Raw genomic sequence first — 17,840 nt, 5'->3', positions numbered from 1 at the left:
CTCCAATAAAAATCTTAAATAATTAGTTAATAGCCTGTACATCTCTTATTTTAAGTTCAGTCATTGTACCACTTGTACCTGATTCACGAATAGAACCGCCTTCAACAATAGCTTGGAAAACGAAATCTGTCCATTCGTTAGCATTAAGATGTCTATTAACATCAATACGAAAAGATGTATCAGATTCTTTTGTTATTGTATACTCAGAACTTCCAAAGCTCTTAATTGGTATTATTGAATCAATATAGATACTGAATCTCTCACAAACCTGATTTAATGGATTCTGGAAGTGTACTCTGACGTCTGTATGAGATCCGCCATTGTTGTTATCGTCATTAAGCCATGCGCTGGGTGGATTCGGAACAGGAGTTCCACTTCCGCCAAAAACACCTTCAGCTGTAAAATCGATACCAAGTTCCATTAACTGTGGTGCTTCAAAAGTCTTCATTATATACCCCCTATTAAAATGGATTTTATATCATCCATTTTCATTTTTTATAGTGAAATTATAAAATGATTTATAACAAATGACAATTAAATATCGATAATCTAACAAAATTGAAAGATTGCTATTCCTTAAGTTCCATGTTCCAGGTTGCAAACCATACTCTGTCTTCCGGGTTATCAAGGCATCCTTGAAGCATCTCTGAATATGCCTTCTGCATTTCCGGATTTTTCTCGTCATCTATAATCTTCTGCATTTCCTCATCTGATATCGGATGCAGGAGTAGCCTTTCCGTCTCTATTTTTATCATGTATCTCCTTACTTGCCATCCTTTTTCCAGAAAAATGAATAATGATGTTTCTTCCTGAAGCCAAGCCTCTCATAGAATTCCATATCGGAAATCACGTAAGCCCTGGTTGCTCCAAGGTTTTTGGCTCTGCGAAATGCCTCAAATATCAAGGCTTTTGCAATGCCCTTCCCTCTGTATGCCGGTATAGTACAGACAGGCTCAACATAAACATAATCAGTCCCTGCCATATACCAAAGCAGACAACAGGCCACCATTTCTCCCTTTTCATTTACTGCTGCAACACCTAAGTCCTTATTAAAATGCTTTCTGACTCTTGGAACAATCTCCTCTTCTCTCTCAAATTCTGCTTTATCCTCACCATGATCAAATCCCTGCCAGAAAAGCCATTGAAGGTCATAAGCATCCTTCACAGGATCCGGACAAAATAACTTAAGGCCATCCGGGAGTTTTGCATCAAGTAAGCGACCATCAAGACTCCTTTCCATGATGGTCTCATCCAGGTCCGAAGGTGTAAATCCAAGACTCTTTGTCATCTCTAATTCGTCCGTATTCTCATCACAGATTGCCAGTCCGAAGCCGGAATCATCCCTAAGCACTTTGCAGGCATATTCCAGAACGGCCTTATATAAATCTTTATACTCCGGAAGTACTCCACAAAAGCCCTCGCCAAAATACATATCGTAGATAGCAGCGCCAACGATTTTGTCGTCCACAGTCCAAAGGCCAATGGAATTCTTTAAGCTCTTATCAAATTCAGGATGTTCAATCATCCATTCCAGCCTTGCCCAGTTCCAGTTAATATGCCTGTCATCGTTCTCATTTAATGCAATCAGAAAAGAGCACAAGGCCTCATAATCACTGTCAGTATAATTCTTAAAATCTATATCAGCTCTCATAATCAATATCTTCCTTATAGTTTACTCAAAAATCTGTCCGGGCAGCTTAAGCTTTTCTTTTGGCGGAAAGTTCTTATCAAACTCTTCAACATCAGCATCTTCAACATAGTAGCCCTTTGGAGTCTGGTACACACCGGTGATCCCATCAAGATATCCGGGAATCAGCTCCTTGCATAGGAAGAATGAAGAATCAGCATCTTCCGGAAGGTCATGGTATCTGATTCCGAACTTGCTGGCATAGTCAAAGCCGCTGTGTCCATAGAAACCAATATTCCCTTCAAAAAGCACCGCTCCAAAGCCCATTTCTGCAGCCTTTTCAAGAGAGTAGTCCAGGATTGCCTTGCCATATCCTTTTCTTTTAAGCTCAGGAGCGATGCCGATCGGTCCCATTGTAAGAACATCGATAGTCTTTCCATCATCTGCCTCAATAGTAGTTTTCATAAATATGTTCTGACCGATAAGCTTGCCGTCTTTCTCCATGACAAAATCAAGTTCTTTTACAAAAGCAGGATCATCCCTAAGGACATGTATAACATAATGCTCACTACATCCCGGGCGATACACGTTCCAGAAGGACTCCCTTACAAGGTTTTCAACTTCTCTGTACTCTTCTTGAATCCGGTCACTTTTTGTAGCAATGCCAGAACTGACTTCTTGCCTCAAGCACAAACTCACCGTCTTTTTCAATTTTATCTTCAAAATATGCAAGGAGCTTGTTCTCATATCCGGCAATAGCTTTCTCATGAGCCCTGTAGTAATCCTTCATCTTCTCCACGATTTCTTTTGCCTCAGTGTAATGCCAAAAATTAGGCAAAAGAACTGACTCCACCCTTGCAAAACATTTCTCCATCATGGATATATACTGATTTCTCTTCTCTGTCTGACCTGCTATTGTTTCATCTATGAATGATGAGTCTTCTCCTATAGCTTCAATAGCTTCTTTAAAGAGATTGTTCCAGTTTGCCACGTTAGCACCGTTGAAAGAAAACAGACCATCCTCTGCGACTACCTTGCTGGCATGTGCCACGATAGCTTCGATATCTTTTATCTCAGAATCAAGGTAATGAGCTATAACTACGTCATATTCGCCATTTTCATCAATCTTATCCCAGGTCTTCTCATCCTCAAGATCTGCAAATTCAAGCTTAATGTCTGCGCCTTCAGGCAGTTTATCTTTATTCTCAGGAATGAACCTTGCAAAATCATCTGCCCAGCTGCCGTGAATGTCATACCCTGTAATCTTTGTTCCCTTGGGAATGTCAGTCCAATTGTTTCTCCAGAGCTTAGCGTATCCGCATCCCAGATCAAGAACTCTTTTTCCGTCTTTAAGATCAAGAGAATTGAAGATTCTCACATACCAGTCAAGTTCTCCGCTTGTATGCTTCAGTGCATCCCAGTGGCGCTCATCAGCAGACTGGTCAGCACTTACATACTGTACGATTTCTGCAACGTCATCCCAGTCAAGTTCTTCCTTTCGTGCCAAAGTTCTTTTAATTGCGTCAGTGATCTTCTCCAGTTGATATTTCTTTTCCTCCATCTTCTGAAGCTGAATTTCCAGTGCGCCCTTAATGTCACTGGCTTCACCGCTCTTTAGATTATCTCTGATTTCTTCGAGGGAAAACCCTATCTGCTTAAGTGCCACAATCTTTTCCAAAATCTGCAGTGCTGCGTCATCGTAAAGACGATAGTTACCTTCAGAGTATTCGGTGGGTTTAAGTAGCCCTTTTTCATCATAAAGACGTATTGCCTTCTGTGATACTCCCGCTTTCTTTGCCATTTCTCCTGATGTCATTTTCTTTTCCATTTTGGGAACCTCCTTATTTGTTTATAAAACCACCTTAAGGGATTCCCTAAGGGAAGAGTCAACAGGCTTTTTGTTTTTTCAAAAATTTCTAAGTTTCTAAGTTGTATGATAACGCTTCTTAACCTGTGCTCTGCACGTGCAACAGATAAAAATCATCCGCATATATGCGCTCTCCCTGCACATACGGTTCCAGGTTTTCCTTATGCCACCGTACCATTCTGGGCAAAAACCATTCCTGCTTACCCCACTGTTCATAATGAATTCCGATACAATCTAACAACGAAAGTATAAAACAAGCATCTAGCACGTCATAACGGATTGTTCCGCCTGCATTCCGATAGCCTTCTGCCATTTGTTGTCTGCGTACCAATCCGCTGATATTTCCAAACAGAACTGCAAGATCATACATCGGATGTCCCATTCCGAAAAACGAAAAATCAATTGGCACCAGCCCTCCAGGTGTTTGCAGGATATTTGACACAGACAGATCACCATGGATCATATGAAATTCATCCTGCGCTTTTTCCAATACTGTCCCGGCATGGTCACAGCACTTTTGCATGATCGCCGAATACTCAGTACTCAACTTCAGATTTTCCAACGCCTGTATTCTTTTTCTCGTACATTCACAATGTTCCTTATCGTATGATTTTACCGGAGATGCCCGGAAACCCTTTGCATTCTGATGCAAACAAGCGAGCATCCCGCCTATCTGATAACATATCTCATCATTCAATTCAAGTTTGACTAACGATTCGCCTTCGATCCATTTTGAAAGCGTAACATACGTACCATTATGCAATTTCGTTATGCGTTCACCCCAACGATTCTCAACTGCTTCACGTATCTGCATGCCCCGGTTCTTTAAGTATTCCTGAAATGCAAGCTCTGCTTTATAAATCTCGATACGATCAAAACCGTCATAAAAAAAATCTGCCGTAAACCCCTCTGCCGGCTCATGAATCTGCAACAAATAGTCCTTTCCTACACGATAGGTCAGATTCTCATTGTGTCTCAGCAATTCTATTTCCGACGCATTGATATTGTAATTGGCTAACGCCTCTTGTATGCAGTCGTGCTCCATAATTAACCCCTCAACTTATGATCTCTATCTGTAATCTCGATATGCTCCTTTGCAGATTTTAATTGTTCAAGTAAACAGCAGACTTCGACGTCGTTTGCAGTGGGCAAAAACTCACAATGCCGTAAGCTGCTCTACTCCGGACTCAGACTGATCTACCTCGGGATTTCGGTTTGTCATAACAACAGAAATCTCTCCTGTCACGAAATTCATTTTCAGCATGCTCTGTCCGTTTTCTCCCCAGCCCTGCGACACCATCGTGTCATTGCCTCGCAGGAACAGACCAAGGCCAATCCACGAAAAATCTTCTGTCGGCTTAATCATCTCCCGGGCAGATTCCCTGCTCAAAAACGAGTTCCTGCCATTTACCGCCTCATTAAATTCTTTTGCAATCATCATCAGTTCATAAGGCGTACTCCATAAGCCTGAAGCGGCAAGGTCCGGAATCTGCGGGTATTTACCGGGGATTAATACACCTTCACCGTCATATCCTGCAGCCAAATTCCGTTCTTTTTCCCGAAGTTCTATAGTCTTAAGTGAAGCAAAGAACGTCTTCTTAAGTCCTAACTGCGAAAAAACATATTTGGTAACGACTTCTTCAAAGTCGGCTTGCATAACCTCCTGAATCATCAATTGCAGCACACAATAGCCCGCATCGCTGTATTCAAATTCTGTTCCGGGCTGTTTTTCCGATGCGGTGCGTCGCTTATTATATGGAGTTCTGCCCTCCAAAACATCCAATACACTGACCTGAGGGTCGTTACGGCGAAGCCCGTAAAAAGAATCTTCCCCATCAACTATCCCGGAGGTATGATTAAGAATCGATCTTATGGTTGCATTGCTTTCTTTTCCGTCAGAAGCAAGCAGCTTCCACTGATGAAGATAGCGGTTGACAGGTTCGTCGATATTGCAAAGCTCCTGTTCCTGAAGCTTCATCACGGTTATGGCAGTAACAAACTTTGATATCGAACAGGCCGGAAAAGCGGTGTCGCCATCCACCGGAATACCGCTTTCTTTGTCGGCAACCCCGTCATATTTTAAAGTTTCTCTTCCCGCTGCATCCCTGTAAGCACAGCTCACCCCCGGGAAGCATTCAAATATTTGTCTCTCAGAGTTTTCGGACTCATGATTCATATAGTCTTTAAGCGCTATATATTCCCGCTGATATGAGCCTCTTTTTTCCTCGCTTATGTCCGCGTATGATTCATGTTTTGAGAACAGTTCGATTGCATCCTGCAACGGAATCCATTCCGGCTGTACTCCGCGCTGCTTTTCAACATCGGTAAGTCTCATCTGCCCTTTTCCGGTTACTTCGCAGACAAAGAAATACCCCGTATAACGGTATTCTTCGTAATATTCGTGCATCGTCAAAAACTGCTCTGTCAAGCGGACGATAAGGCCCGTTTCTTCTTCGACCTCGCGAATCACGCAGTCCGCAGGACTTTCTCCTTGTTCAATTCCTCCACCCGGAAGCAGCCACCAACCGGAGTTTGATTCATGCGCAAGAAGAATCTTTCCGTCATGTATGATGATCGCTCTGCTGCCGTCGCGTGTCTTTGTATAATTATCAAACCGGTTCGCTCCCAAAATATCTACCGTCTTCATAGCCTTCTCCGCTTTCCGCCTAGACATACGCTTCCTCTCGGATCTTCCTCATTCTCGACCACACATTATCACCATAATTACTGAGCATGACTGTGATCATCCCGTTATTTGGATTGTATTCGGAAATTGCACTCACTCCGTCATCGACTCCCTGCATATATACATAATCCTGTCCTTCGGGATTATCGATGATCCATACTCCGTAGCCATAGTATCCCTCTTCCGGATCCTTCCCGTCTCCGCTCTGCTTGGAAAACATCTCCGTTACCATTTCCTCTGAGAGCAGTTCATGTCGGATCAGACCGTTCCAGAACTTCACGATATCCTCTATGGTTACGAATGCTCCTCCGTCACCGGTTCCCTTTGCTCCGACGGAATAAATATTCGTGCGATAATCTTCCATTTCGGGACAATAAATGTAGCTGTTTGCACATTTTGCAGGCAGTTTATCAAATTCGAAGTATCCAGTAGAATCCATACCACACGGATCGAAAACATTTCTTTTCAGATATATGTCGAAATCTCCCCCCGTAATCTTTTCCATGATCAGAGCGAGCAGTACATACCCGGAATTATTATATTGAAATCTCTCACCCTTCGGATACATCATGGGTTCATCTATAAACAACGGGAGCATGTCCTTATTATGTCTTATCCTGTAATTCGGATAATCCGTCCACAGGGCTTCATAATCATCCATGACCGACTCATCGAAATAATCCGGAACGCCGGAAGTATGGTTCAAAAGCTGCTTCACGGTGACACCCGGATCAATGCTTTTCAGATCGATATCAAGGATAGTCCCAAGAGTATCTTCAAATCCCAGTTTCCCTGCTTCGATCAGCTGAAGGATCCCCACAGCAACAAATGTCTTTCCCATGGATGCAGTTGCAAATCTTGTGTTCAGCGTATTCGGTATCTCATTCGCCAGATCCGCAAAACCACCGCTGTAACTCAAGAGCACATCTTCATTTCGAATGATATATGCATTTCCTCTGAATTCCTTATCCATTTCTATTTTCATATCGAAGCTCTTCTCCCACAGATTACTGATTCCTCTGTGATCAGCATGCGTTATTATATTCTCAATAAAGGCATACGGCCTTACGTTCCTTCCGTTTCTATCATCATATCATTCCTCATCACGCTCGCGATATACAAGCTCGATCAGTATTCGCAGACGTCTTAGTACATAAAATATTATGGCCCCCTATCCCCGTCCCCCAAGGGTCAAAAACGTTAATTCAGTTTCCGCCAAATCCGGCATACGGTATCGATCCAATGAGACAGCGCGCGGCATCCTCAATATCTTCATAATCAGGTTCTTCGCCTTCACGTTCACAGCATTCAAACTCATCAACGATATTCTCGATAAGCACCATGTCTATGAACAATGGCAGCTGCTTAAGCATCTCTTCCGCAATATCTGTTTCCGTCTTGTAACCCTGCAATTGAAGCTCGAAGCACTGCTGCATCAGCGCAAGTCGCTTTGCCGGGTCGTTTTCCTGCCTTGTCCACCCTTCGTTGTGTATCCAGAGATTGGCAAGGTCGAACATATACCAGCAGTTCATGCAGTTGTCAAAATCAAACACAGTGATCCGGCCTGTATCCATGTCGATATGATAGTTGCCATCGCTAAAATCAAAGTGAACCAGGCCATAGCAGTTTGAATCCTTCGGGAGCGCATGAAATGCGTCCAGACGTTTGGTTATCGCCTTCTTCAATTCACCGTATTCGTCAGGAATCAGTCTGTTTAGGCATGTCATATTATACTTGTCAAAATAATCCGTGCGCGGATGAAGCGGCGTATATAATCTGGAAAGCCTGTGGATCGCGCCCAGGGTCTTGCCGCTGTTATAGAAATATTCACTCAAAGGTGCTCCTTCCCGGTAACGGTAGCCATTATCCGCCAGGAGCATTCCTTTGGCATATTCAAACAGGCTGACATATACAGCCTCACCATCCGCTTCCACGCACTCCACCAACCTGCCATGAACAGATGGGATCACATCCGCCACGGGCGCAGCGTTTTCCGCCAGGAAATGCACAAACTCTGTTTCCGCGAGATAATCTGCCTCGCTGCGGTCTCCGATGTCGGAGATACGAAGAACGTACTGCTTAATACCGTTACGACTGACGATAAATATCCGGTTCCGTCCGCCTTCGTGCCCGGATACCGGGGTAAGAATGCAGTCCTCAAGCGGATATAGTTTTTGAGCTTGTTCAATTATTTGATGCAATCAGATACCTCCTGTTTCTCCTACACACTATAATCCTTTTCAAACCTTCATACTCTTTAATCCTGCGAACTGCTTCTTCCAGCTGCCTGTGTCCGTATCCCTGTCTCTTATACTTTTCCCTGATTCCATTCTGCCCGATTTCGACATACTCAAGTCGATTACGCGGATCCCAGGTAACAAATCCTATGGGTTCTCTGCCCATACAGGTGACCAGTCCGTATTTTTCCGCAATCTCTGGATTATCGTAAAAGAAATCTCCCCTGTCACGAAATTCATTTTCAGCATACTCCCGCCATTTTCTCATTCCTGCGCCATATAGGCATATAGTGTTACCCACTTATTCTCTTCTCCGACGTTTCCGACCTTGAATGCAGGTACGCTTTTTGATGCTGTCAGCATATATCTTCCATTTTGCTGCCTCCCTGCTTTTCTAATTGTAAAACCTCACGGCATTTTGTTATAGCTTCACCCGCGGCTATTCTTTTTTCTACAATTTCTCTTACTTCTGCGCACCATGCGTTGGTTTTTGCTATATCAGAGCAAAGTTCATTTAATATCAGGTCACATTCCTTAAGCGCATCCTCATATTGCTCATCTGACAATTCTCCTGTGTCATGCGCCTGATCCAGTTCATCGCGATCATCGATTTTCACATCACCTTCAGGAGTAAAGATAACATCCAGATATTTGTCTATGAAAACGGCTATACCATCTTCATCATATTCAAGACCTTCAATGATATCTACGTACCAGATTGATGGACGATACTTAGCGTAAAAACTCTCGGGATAGTTTGCTCTTTCCACGTCGTGAGTATCATCCGGAAAATACTTTACAGTTATAACTCTGCTGGTATTGTCTGGAATCAGTTCCAGCCAGGTCATGTCCTCTCCAGTAACCTGTATTCTACCTGCCTTAGGAGTTTCCCAATAATTTGCTTCTCCATCAGTAAATCTGATGAGACAAACCAATCCATGAAAGCTCTCGCAGTCAATTCTCATCTGATAATATGGATAATACTGGAATCCCCAACCATCTCTATTAAGTCTCTTGTGCTTCATTATCATTCTCCACTTTTCCAGTTTTTTAACGATTCAATTCATACCAGACATCCATCTCAGCTTTTTCAGGTATTTCAAACATAGATAGTAACTTATTTAGCAAGCCTTCATCCACATAAAAGTCTGATCCACCATTTCCTTCTTCGATTCTTTTATTACGCTCTTCTATGTTACGATTCCAAGTAGCATCATCACCATCTATAGTAACTGTGTTAACCCTTACCTTGTCGAATACAGCTTGAATATCTTCCTTCGCCCCTTCAAATTTTGGCCACGCATCTATTCCATCATCTCTTTTTCTGGGGATTATGTGAATATGGAAATGAGGTACAGACTGTCCGGCACTTTCGTCACTGGCATTAAGCAAGTTAATACCGTCATATCCACAATGATCTGCCAGATGATTGGAAACCGTTTTTACGGTCTGCGCAACGGCAGAAAGCGTATCTGCATCACAATCCAAAATGTTCTTACAGTGTTTCTTAGGAATAACCAGGATATGACCATCAACATCCTTTGCTATATCCATAAATGCTAGCGTTTCATCGTTCTCATATATTCTTAGCCCCTGTATTTCACCAAAGCTATCTTACAAAAAATGCAGTCTTCCATTTTCTATCTCCTTCATAAACTGGATTTATTGATCCAGCATTATCTCAAACGCTATCATTTTTGTCATATTCCTTTATAATTTCCTTCATTCCATAAACTTCCCCATCATCACAAAATTACTTACAGGGTAGAAACCTAAATTACTATAAAAATTTATGTGTCTATCATCGTTTACGCTGTTCAGTTCTATTATTGAGGCATCATTCTCATTAACTACTTTTTCTAAATGCTTTAGAAAATCTGTTCCATAGCCCTTTCCCTGATGCCCCACAAATATCACTATTTCCTCGAGAAAATAGCCTCGTATATCATCATATTCCTTAAAATATCCCATAAGATATCCGGTTATATTATCATCCTGATCTGTTTGGATCATGCACATAGAGTCTTCCATCGTTAAGACCTGATGAATTCTCTTATATGCTTTTTCATATGTCCAACAGCACTCTTCAACAGTATTGTAGTATTCAATGTTTTTCTCAACTACATACTGAAGATCATCTACCGTCATTTCCCTGTATTTCACTTATTCAAATCTCCGTTAATTTTGCCTTCTTCATGGTCTGAGCAAAGCTCTCATCAACATGCTTTATCGTTGGTACATGTATAAAAACAGCTCTTCCATTAAACTTCCCTAGAGTATTCCAATATTTCAAATCTTATCTTTTCAAAATCCTCATAAATAAATGCTCATCATCTTCGCCAACCTTATAGGCTCCGTTATTTAGCATTACCTTTTGGGATGCGATATTATCCTTGTTGACGCGCAGGTAGATTTCATCTTCAGGCACGATCTCTTTTGCCTTTAAAAGAGTTAATCTAAGCCCTTCCGTTCCATATCCCTTGCCACGATACTCCTTTGAAATGCTATATCCTATGTGACCCGCGCCTTCACGAAGAGCGTCGGTAAGGTGATGTCTTATCCTAAACTCACCAATTAGTTTATCTTCATCCCATAAGTAGTAATAGGTTTCAGGTACAAACCAGTCAGGCATATCTACCGGGTTTTCATGAGAAATCTGCTTAGGAAGAACTTTTTCTTTATACTCATCAAAAGAAACTCCACGATAAGAATTGGTTAAACCATTCTCGTCTTCCGGTAAATTCGTTGTATACTCCCACTGTGCTTCTACATCTTGTAAGTTAATCTTTCGAAGTTCCATACTGCTCACCTTTCACCATTATAAATCGCGCACTAAATAATCATAGCATAGCAGGGCTTTCCAACATACACAATAGCTACAACCAAGTATTCACGAGCAAAATTTAAGAGGCACTCTATAAAAGAATGCCTCTCTTTCGTCAAATCATCTTAAAATGCTTAAGCGCTTCTGTGATAGCCTTCTCTTTCTCTGGTGTAATTCCCGGTTGTCTACTATCATCTGACTTTGGCTTATTATAATTTTCACGTAACTCTATACCGTTCTTTCTTTTTACCTGAGCAATATTAAGGTTAGTTACATGAAGCTGATAATTATCCCCAACCCAGTCTCTAATCTTATCATACGTAGCTTTTGTTTCTGCGCTGGTTTCATCAAGCTCATCCAAGTCAATCTTTATGCGGATATGCTCGTCTGGTTTTTGTTGGGACAAAAGAACAGCAGTCTCCACATGCGTAATCATCTATGTTTGCATGTACATATACGGACTAATACTGTATCCCCCGTTGAGAAACATAGAAATTATGGGTATTAAAAATACTAGGTAAATACATTTTTCTGATATTTACTGTATATGCTACATCTTCCTTTGTACATTCAGATGTATTCTAACCCTCAGTATGTGCTAAAATCAGAACCTGTCTGCATTTGCATTAAAGATTTATGCAGTGCGTAGGGATTTATGTTCCCCTATAATGCAATAAGAAGCGGCTGTTGCATTTTTGGCAACAACTGCTACCTTTAAACCATTTCCATTTTGGAAATAGTTGCTCGTATTACTTATGTTCTTTGCTTTTTACTATATTCATCACCTTTAATTGCCTCGAATTCGAGGCAATTGTGCAAGCAGACTTGCATAATTCCACTCACGTCTATACTTATTCTTAATTCCAATACTTCTTTAATTCTTTGTAAAAATTCTCGTGTGTTCCTGCCAAAATCACTACTACAGTTTCATCATTTACATATTCCACTGTATAAGCCACTCTGTAATCAGTCTTGTTATACCTGAAATCGTAGGTAGACACTCCTTCCAGATCACCTACTTTTGCATCTCCTATGGATGGATCTTCAACAATCTCATCAATTGCATCTTTAAACAACCCCTTAAGATTTTTATCCTTAATCTTTTTAAGATATTTACCTGCTGCAGGAGAAATAATAAGTTTTGCCACTAATCATTCCTCCTCACCGAAGACATCATCATATGACATCGACTCAAGCTCTCCGGTTGCCATCTTATGAGCGTCATCAAGCATTTTCTTAACTGCTGGTCTTACTTTTGCCTGTCTATTCTTGAATTCCTTAAGTAGAGCTTGTCCAGAATATCCTTCCTTTATAAGATCAGAAAGAATCTCTTCTGCAAATTCACCATTAGAATCAATTCTAGCCGGGCGTATAACCAACTCATTATCCCTTATGATACATTCTGCTTTATCTTCAAACCCAAGTTTTGCATAAAAAGCTCCTGGGATAGTTAACTGTCTTTTTGACGAAATGCTTATAATCTTTTTATTCATTTCAGCTATCATTACGAACCTCCTAACCGAAACAGTCCAAAAACAAATTTCTTTGTTTCTTGGTTTCATTGTATCTCACTTTCTTTGTTATTTCAATTAACCTTATATTTATTTCATAAAAAAATCAGCAATAGTTGTCACTTTTTACATACCTCTTTTATAACTCCATATATCCACGGTGTGGTTGTCATTGCCTCACGAAGTATTTTTTTCTTTTCCTCTTCCGGTAGCAAATCTGATAATATACTTATGTCTTTCGGCTGAATTCTATCTTTTCCAATACTCTTAATTGCTTGAATAACTATAATCGTAATGAAACTTTTGCCGGATATTTCCTTATTGGCGCAATGCTTAAACTCAACCAGATAATTTCCAATCTTGTACTTTCGATATGGGCCATCGCTGACATAGCTATAATTAACAGGTACCTGTGTTGATAAATGCAATTTATTAAGTGCAATTTCTCCTGAAGGCGCAACCGTCCAATTATACTTCCGAGCAATAGCCTCTACAACCTTCTCAATATTTGGTGGAAGGTACTCTCCTAAAAATTCGCTGTATGAAGGCTTATCATATATCCCCTTAAGTATTCTTCGTATTGTTCCAGCTTCGCAAAGCCTTGATAATGCCTTATTTATCGGATCAGTTCCAGCCATATCACTAAAGTCTACTGCAGAAAAAGCATACCTTGGATCAAAACTTTCTATTCTTTTTTCTATTTCAGTCTGAAATTTATCTCTCATCATGAATTCCTTTCGTCAGATAGATTATATAATTTATCAGACGTATTGTCACGATTACTACATGATTATCGTGGCATTTCAAAGAACTCAATAATCTGTTTCACCGACACAGGATAAAAGTTATTTGCATCCACTCCGACATCATACCTGAGCACACCTTCGTTCCTGTTTTGCATAGTTATGATGCCTTTAAGCCCCATATGTAAATCACTTGTAAAATATATCATTCGCGCCCCTTTACACTTCTATCTTCTCAAACTCCCTCGATACCGAATCAATCACTACCATCGCAGATTCACCGATTTGCCGTCCGTCTCGATAAGTAGAAAATACATCCGTTGAGATAAATCCATTTTCCTCATAGATCTTATCAACTGGAGTATGCCCTACAACCTGCATAAATGTCTCTTTTCTAAAAGCATCAACATTTCTGTGCTGTGGCCTAAACCAGAGTGGAGATTGATCATTCCAAAGATATTTTGGTGAGGCTTCATTTATAACAGATAAAATCTCATCTATATCAGCATCAATTAGTTCTTCATTCAAGTAGCTCACAAAGTCTTCTGTCAGCCCACCATGGCAAAAAAGGACATTATCAATCCTATGGATAATAGCTATCTGTGAAGGATCTGGCAGCGCATTAGTCAGCTCCTCCAGTTTGGATATGACCGTTCGCTCTGCATATGGAGAATAACCTGTTTCCAGTTTTCCCCACGGATAGCTAACGTCATGATTGCCGTAGCACCACAGAGTATCAGGATGCTCTTTTGCGAATCTGATTGCCCGGTCAAATGTATCTCTATAGCGTGCAATATCAAGCTCTTTATCCCAGTCATCAGGGACATCCATTAAGCACACTGCTCTATCAGCTTTGCCCCTGCGTATTATTTCTTCTGCTATATCAAAAATCCAACTTTTCAAATGGATATCAGGTATTACAAGAACTTTCATTTCTTATACTTCTCCTTAAGTTCTTTCTGAAACTCCTCACGAGTCGCCTCACCATTGAGCATCCTTCCAAGCTCCTTTTTTCCTGAATCACCAAGTCTGAGGTTGCTAATCTCCAACGTGGCTTCAGTCTGACGTAAAGCATCATAATAAGCCTTGTAACGATATGCAGTTCTCCTGCTTATTTTGCCTTCTGCTACAATCTCCATGATCGTCATACCACTTTCAAATTTGACAACAAAGTCATTATATGACTGCGTCCAAGCCGCATCATGTTTCTGTCTGCCAGCAAACTTACGGCCTCTGTATTCCTCAAGCTCAGCTTTCAGATTAGCATTTTCCACTTCCAGTTCACTGATCCTTTTCAGAGCATCTTCCAAAGTGGTTATCATATTCACCTCCTGTGCCAAAATTTTTATGACACAATTATAGCCATTCAAAAAGAGAGTGTCAATTTAATATTGACACCCTCCATGAATCTATTCATATTAACAAGCAGTTTATTGTTTAAAGCGCTATCTTTGTTGTCTTCCTGTCTGGACTCTTAGCTACAACTCTGTCCTTATCACCATCCGACCAGAACCGATCCATGATATAGCAGTCGTGGCAGCAATACTTCCGGCCCTTCTTCCCATATGATGAAAAGAAGCGACCACAATAGGTGCAGACTTGATTGTAATAAGCGTCAGCGGATTTATTACCTGCCTCAGGATGCTCTTTCCACCACCTTCTCCTGCACTCATCTGAACAAAAGAGCTTTTCCCCGGAATGAGGCTTTCTGACAAGATGCTTTCCACAATACTTGCAGTTATCAGGGGTATTGCGATGCTCCCTATATTGCATCTTTACCTGCTCTGCATATCCATCAAGGCCATGTGTCTTACAATAGTACCTGACATTCTCACGAGAAGTTCCAACAACTATGGACTTATACCCAAGTCCCTTATGTCGCAGCTCCGTAATCTGACGTGCCATTTCTGCATTCATTGCGATACCTCCTTATTTGGACATATAGTATTTGTCCGCCGAAGCGGTATACCATACATCAGTTATAAGGAAGGAATAGTCAAGAAGCATTAATCCCACTGCATTAAGTTCGCCACTTCATTTTCTGTGCCACATTTAGGGCACGGTAGCATACTTGGGATAATGTCAGAATTTTTCTTCATAACATTCCCACACTTACTGCAAATATGACTATATTCCCTTATCAAATGATAATTTTCTTCCAAATCAAAACGCATTACACAAGGCTCGTGTCCAAGTTCTTCAACAGTTTTTTCGCCATACGACCGCCTCTTTAAAAGCTCAATATCATTCGGTGCGTACAATGATAGATTTGCATCCACCTTCCAGTTACCACAATTATCACATATAAACAGTTCACGTTCTGCATCCACTGCAGCATAAGGTGTTTCTCTGAAAAGCTTCTGCATTTCTTCACCATACTTACCATTATCTATACTTTCCAGCGTTTCTCTATACACCTTAGGAAAAAGAAATCCTATCCCCAAAAGTTCATTGTCCGCTAAAAGTACATAATTTTTGCTTCGATTTAGTCGACCAGTTTCCTTCTAAATAGTCCTCAAACCCGCATGGTTAAGTGGTGGCGTCCCACCACTATTTCACAATGAAGTTCTGCTCTCGCCCCAAAATACGGGGCTCGCCAGAACAACCGCGCCTGTAACACTCAGCCTTCGCTGCCGCTCGTCTTCGTTAACAGGACGACGGTTTCAACATGACTCGTCCACGGGAACTGATCCACCGCAACCGCCCTGGAAATAGCATACCCATTGTCCTGTAATATCTCCAGATCTCTGGCCAGTGACGTAGGTTTGCAGGAAACATAGATCATATATGGAACGCCGTAGCCTATGATCTTGCTAAGAGCCTTGGGATTGATACCGTCACGGGGCGGATCAAGGATTATCATATCCGGCTTGGTCTCAATGTCATCCAGGACCTTGAGCACGTCGCCTGCAATAAATTCGCAGTTATCAAGGTTGTTGAGCCTTGCGTTCTCTTTGGCAGCCTCCACGGCCTCTTCAACGATCTCGACGCCGATTACCTTGTCGGCTATAGGTGCAAGAAGCTGGGCGATGGTGCCGGTTCCGGAATAGAGGTCATAGATGACGCCATCTTTCCTGATCTTCTTCTGATCAAACAAAGATATAATGTAGCCTCTTACTGTCTGGTACAGAACCTCGGCGCTAAGGCTGTTGGTCTGGAAGAAGGAAAAAGGTGTGATCCTGAACTTAAGACCAAGGAGCTGCTCATAGAAGAAGTCCTGTCCATAGAGGATCTCGGTTCCTTCATCAATAACCGCATCAGCTAAGGCATCGTTCCTGGTATGAAGAATACCCACGATTCTACCACTGAGCTCCAATGATAAAAGGGCATCCTTGAATCCTGTAAGATCATGCTCTTCCTGAGTTGTAGTAATAAGGTCTACCAGAATATCTCCGGTCTTTACTGCCTTTCTCACAAGAAGGTGTCTAAGGTATCCTACCTGCTTCATCCTGTGATAGAAGCTGATCTCCTTCCTGTCATACATAGGAGAAAAGTAATCCACAGTAGCAGATAGAATAGCTCTGTAATCATCATCCACAATTCTGCAGCCGCTTACGGTAACAATATCGTAGAAGCCACCTCTCTTATGCATACCCAAAGAAAGGGGTCCACCCATGACTTCATCTCCAAAGGTGAACTCCATCTTGTTTCTGTAGGCATACTTAATGGGACTTGTCTTGATTCCCTCCCAGGTCCATCTCTCCTGCTGCCTCTCAAAAGCAGGCTGCAGGAGCTTCCTTACCTGCTGTTCCTTAAGACCAAGCTCCTTAACATAGGGCATCGTCAGATAACTGCAGCCGCCGCATTTACCGAAATGTATGCAGGGACTCTCATGGGAATCCGAAGGCTCCTCCAGGACTTCCAGTAGTCTCCCCTCTGCCTTATCCTTACGAACTTTCTGTATCTGAACCGATACCTTTTGATCGGGAAGGACGTTCTTGACAACGACCTTCCCTTCTTCTGTTTCAATTATTCCTTTATTGGGGAATTCTACGCGTTTAACAATTCCCTCGATTATATCTTTTTTCTTCACTCTTAATTCTTAACTTTCCTTCATGAAGTCGTCATCGTCGAAATCATCATCGAAATCGTCGAAGTCGTCATCATAATAATCATCTTCAAATGCCGGTGTCATGTAGCGGTATACGAGGTATGAAATGATTGCTACAGCCGAAATCGATCCAAGTACAGCAAGGATCCACAGGATCACGTTGGAAGGCTTCTTGGCGTTAGCGGCTTCCCTCTTATCAAGAAGTTCGTTGATACGTGTCAGTTCAATAATGTCATCAATCTTAGATTTTACTTCCATTTGTAGCCCCTCCATTTGTTAATATGTCAATATCAT

General features: G+C 41.6%; 24 protein-coding genes. All 24 read right to left on the bottom strand.

Annotated features, from left to right (window positions below; all coding sequences use genetic code 11):
- Window positions 1–22 precede the first annotated feature (22 nt).
- The 24 genes from NXH67_RS09870 to NXH67_RS09755 all read right to left on the bottom strand — a co-directional run bounded on the left by NXH67_RS09870 (window position 23) and on the right by NXH67_RS09755 (window position 17,804).
- Window positions 23–448: a hypothetical protein gene (locus NXH67_RS09870; protein WP_022776881.1), complete on the bottom strand. Its 426-nt coding sequence runs from the start codon at window positions 446–448 to the stop codon at window positions 23–25.
- Between the two features lie 121 nt (window positions 449–569).
- Entirely contained in the window at window positions 570–755 is a 186-nt protein-coding gene (locus tag NXH67_RS09865; protein ID WP_272797278.1) for a hypothetical protein, read from the bottom strand.
- Window positions 756–763: 8 nt separating this feature from the next.
- Window positions 764–1,651 carry a GNAT family N-acetyltransferase gene (locus NXH67_RS09860; RefSeq protein WP_272797277.1) on the bottom strand — a complete coding sequence of 296 codons (888 nt, stop codon included), beginning with the start codon at window positions 1,649–1,651 and terminating at the stop codon, window positions 764–766.
- A gap of 21 nt (window positions 1,652–1,672) precedes the next feature.
- On the bottom strand, window positions 1,673–2,314 hold the full coding sequence (locus NXH67_RS09855; RefSeq protein ID WP_272797276.1) for a GNAT family N-acetyltransferase: 642 nt from the start codon (window positions 2,312–2,314) through the stop codon (window positions 1,673–1,675).
- Window positions 2,274–3,455, bottom strand: coding sequence for a MerR family transcriptional regulator (locus NXH67_RS09850; RefSeq protein ID WP_022776884.1), 1,182 nt, complete (start codon window positions 3,453–3,455; stop codon window positions 2,274–2,276). The genes NXH67_RS09855 and NXH67_RS09850 overlap by 41 nt, the downstream gene beginning before the upstream one ends.
- A gap of 118 nt (window positions 3,456–3,573) precedes the next feature.
- Window positions 3,574–4,539, bottom strand: a complete 966-nt coding sequence (locus NXH67_RS09845; protein ID WP_272797275.1) for a phosphotransferase enzyme family protein — start codon at window positions 4,537–4,539, stop codon at window positions 3,574–3,576.
- 111 nt (window positions 4,540–4,650) lie between these two features.
- A complete protein-coding gene (locus tag NXH67_RS09840; protein ID WP_272797274.1) occupies window positions 4,651–6,141 on the bottom strand; it encodes a serine hydrolase in 1,491 nt (496 codons plus the stop codon).
- 19 nt (window positions 6,142–6,160) lie between these two features.
- Window positions 6,161–7,165: a serine hydrolase domain-containing protein gene (locus NXH67_RS09835; RefSeq protein ID WP_272797273.1), complete on the bottom strand. Its 1,005-nt coding sequence runs from the start codon at window positions 7,163–7,165 to the stop codon at window positions 6,161–6,163.
- 220 nt (window positions 7,166–7,385) lie between these two features.
- The gene (locus tag NXH67_RS09830) at window positions 7,386–8,381 is read right to left on the bottom strand and encodes a phosphotransferase enzyme family protein (RefSeq protein ID WP_272797272.1); all 996 of its coding nucleotides are present in this window, start codon (window positions 8,379–8,381) and stop codon (window positions 7,386–7,388) included.
- Window positions 8,365–8,718 (bottom strand): GNAT family N-acetyltransferase, encoded by a 354-nt coding sequence (locus NXH67_RS09825; protein WP_272797271.1) that lies wholly within the window; start codon window positions 8,716–8,718, stop codon window positions 8,365–8,367. The genes NXH67_RS09830 and NXH67_RS09825 overlap by 17 nt, the downstream gene beginning before the upstream one ends.
- A 55-nt stretch (window positions 8,719–8,773) precedes the next feature.
- The gene (locus NXH67_RS09820; RefSeq protein WP_272797270.1) at window positions 8,774–9,442 is read right to left on the bottom strand and encodes a DUF402 domain-containing protein; all 669 of its coding nucleotides are present in this window, start codon (window positions 9,440–9,442) and stop codon (window positions 8,774–8,776) included.
- Between the two features lie 25 nt (window positions 9,443–9,467).
- Window positions 9,468–10,016 carry an HIT domain-containing protein gene (locus NXH67_RS09815; RefSeq protein ID WP_330676677.1) on the bottom strand — a complete coding sequence of 183 codons (549 nt, stop codon included), beginning with the start codon at window positions 10,014–10,016 and terminating at the stop codon, window positions 9,468–9,470.
- Window positions 10,017–10,139: 123 nt separating this feature from the next.
- Window positions 10,140–10,580, bottom strand: coding sequence for a GNAT family N-acetyltransferase (locus NXH67_RS09810; RefSeq protein WP_022776893.1), 441 nt, complete (start codon window positions 10,578–10,580; stop codon window positions 10,140–10,142).
- Window positions 10,581–10,713: 133 nt separating this feature from the next.
- Window positions 10,714–11,217 carry a GNAT family N-acetyltransferase gene (locus tag NXH67_RS09805; protein WP_022761850.1) on the bottom strand — a complete coding sequence of 168 codons (504 nt, stop codon included), beginning with the start codon at window positions 11,215–11,217 and terminating at the stop codon, window positions 10,714–10,716.
- 139 nt (window positions 11,218–11,356) lie between these two features.
- Entirely contained in the window at window positions 11,357–11,602 is a 246-nt protein-coding gene (locus NXH67_RS09800; RefSeq protein ID WP_330676673.1) for a 23S rRNA methyltransferase, read from the bottom strand.
- 496 nt (window positions 11,603–12,098) lie between these two features.
- Complete coding sequence (locus NXH67_RS09795) at window positions 12,099–12,389, bottom strand: type II toxin-antitoxin system RelE/ParE family toxin (protein ID WP_026488331.1); 291 nt, start codon at window positions 12,387–12,389, stop codon at window positions 12,099–12,101.
- A gap of 3 nt (window positions 12,390–12,392) precedes the next feature.
- A complete protein-coding gene (locus NXH67_RS09790; protein WP_035783510.1) occupies window positions 12,393–12,746 on the bottom strand; it encodes an AbrB/MazE/SpoVT family DNA-binding domain-containing protein in 354 nt (117 codons plus the stop codon).
- A 125-nt stretch (window positions 12,747–12,871) separates the two neighbouring features.
- Window positions 12,872–13,480, bottom strand: coding sequence for a DUF6088 family protein (locus tag NXH67_RS09785; protein WP_272797268.1), 609 nt, complete (start codon window positions 13,478–13,480; stop codon window positions 12,872–12,874).
- A gap of 234 nt (window positions 13,481–13,714) precedes the next feature.
- Window positions 13,715–14,428 carry a metallophosphoesterase gene (locus NXH67_RS09780; protein ID WP_272797267.1) on the bottom strand — a complete coding sequence of 238 codons (714 nt, stop codon included), beginning with the start codon at window positions 14,426–14,428 and terminating at the stop codon, window positions 13,715–13,717.
- Window positions 14,425–14,817 (bottom strand): resolvase, encoded by a 393-nt coding sequence (locus tag NXH67_RS09775; protein ID WP_272797266.1) that lies wholly within the window; start codon window positions 14,815–14,817, stop codon window positions 14,425–14,427. Before NXH67_RS09775 ends, NXH67_RS09780 begins: the two co-directional genes overlap by 4 nt.
- 115 nt (window positions 14,818–14,932) lie before the next feature.
- Window positions 14,933–15,412 carry an RNA polymerase subunit sigma-70 gene (locus NXH67_RS09770; RefSeq protein WP_272797265.1) on the bottom strand — a complete coding sequence of 160 codons (480 nt, stop codon included), beginning with the start codon at window positions 15,410–15,412 and terminating at the stop codon, window positions 14,933–14,935.
- Between the two features lie 89 nt (window positions 15,413–15,501).
- A complete protein-coding gene (locus tag NXH67_RS09765; protein WP_272797264.1) occupies window positions 15,502–15,939 on the bottom strand; it encodes a hypothetical protein in 438 nt (145 codons plus the stop codon).
- 176 nt (window positions 15,940–16,115) lie between these two features.
- The gene (rlmD, locus tag NXH67_RS09760) at window positions 16,116–17,528 is read right to left on the bottom strand and encodes a 23S rRNA (uracil(1939)-C(5))-methyltransferase RlmD (protein WP_022776901.1); all 1,413 of its coding nucleotides are present in this window, start codon (window positions 17,526–17,528) and stop codon (window positions 16,116–16,118) included.
- 9 nt (window positions 17,529–17,537) lie between these two features.
- Window positions 17,538–17,804, bottom strand: coding sequence for a hypothetical protein (locus NXH67_RS09755; RefSeq protein WP_022776902.1), 267 nt, complete (start codon window positions 17,802–17,804; stop codon window positions 17,538–17,540).
- Window positions 17,805–17,840: the final 36 nt, after the last annotated feature.

It is taken from the genome of Butyrivibrio sp. DSM 10294, assembly GCF_028539135.1.
Classification (GTDB): domain Bacteria; phylum Bacillota; class Clostridia; order Lachnospirales; family Lachnospiraceae; genus Butyrivibrio.
The sequence above is the reverse complement of the archived record's forward strand: the minus strand, read 5'-3'. Positions and strand labels throughout refer to the sequence as shown.

Bases quoted from the DNA above. Each gene is read 5' to 3' on its own strand.
- NXH67_RS09870 (WP_022776881.1), bottom strand. From the start codon at position 448: ATGAAGACTTTTGAAGCACCACAGTTAATGGAACTTGGTATCGATTTT.
- NXH67_RS09865 (WP_272797278.1), bottom strand. From the start codon at position 755: ATGATAAAAATAGAGACGGAAAGGCTACTCCTGCATCCGATATCAGAT.
- NXH67_RS09860 (WP_272797277.1), bottom strand. From the start codon at position 1,651: ATGAGAGCTGATATAGATTTTAAGAATTATACTGACAGTGATTATGAG.
- NXH67_RS09850 (WP_022776884.1), bottom strand. From the start codon at position 3,455: ATGGAAAAGAAAATGACATCAGGAGAAATGGCAAAGAAAGCGGGAGTA.
- NXH67_RS09845 (WP_272797275.1), bottom strand. From the start codon at position 4,539: ATGGAGCACGACTGCATACAAGAGGCGTTAGCCAATTACAATATCAAT.
- NXH67_RS09840 (WP_272797274.1), bottom strand. From the start codon at position 6,141: ATGAAGACGGTAGATATTTTGGGAGCGAACCGGTTTGATAATTATACA.
- NXH67_RS09835 (WP_272797273.1), bottom strand. From the start codon at position 7,165: ATGAAAATAGAAATGGATAAGGAATTCAGAGGAAATGCATATATCATT.
- NXH67_RS09820 (WP_272797270.1), bottom strand. From the start codon at position 9,442: ATGAAGCACAAGAGACTTAATAGAGATGGTTGGGGATTCCAGTATTAT.
- NXH67_RS09805 (WP_022761850.1), bottom strand. From the start codon at position 11,217: ATGGAACTTCGAAAGATTAACTTACAAGATGTAGAAGCACAGTGGGAG.
- NXH67_RS09790 (WP_035783510.1), bottom strand. From the start codon at position 12,746: ATGATAGCTGAAATGAATAAAAAGATTATAAGCATTTCGTCAAAAAGA.
- NXH67_RS09785 (WP_272797268.1), bottom strand. From the start codon at position 13,480: ATGATGAGAGATAAATTTCAGACTGAAATAGAAAAAAGAATAGAAAGT.
- NXH67_RS09780 (WP_272797267.1), bottom strand. From the start codon at position 14,428: ATGAAAGTTCTTGTAATACCTGATATCCATTTGAAAAGTTGGATTTTT.
- NXH67_RS09775 (WP_272797266.1), bottom strand. From the start codon at position 14,817: ATGATAACCACTTTGGAAGATGCTCTGAAAAGGATCAGTGAACTGGAA.
- NXH67_RS09770 (WP_272797265.1), bottom strand. From the start codon at position 15,412: ATGAATGCAGAAATGGCACGTCAGATTACGGAGCTGCGACATAAGGGA.
- NXH67_RS09755 (WP_022776902.1), bottom strand. From the start codon at position 17,804: ATGGAAGTAAAATCTAAGATTGATGACATTATTGAACTGACACGTATC.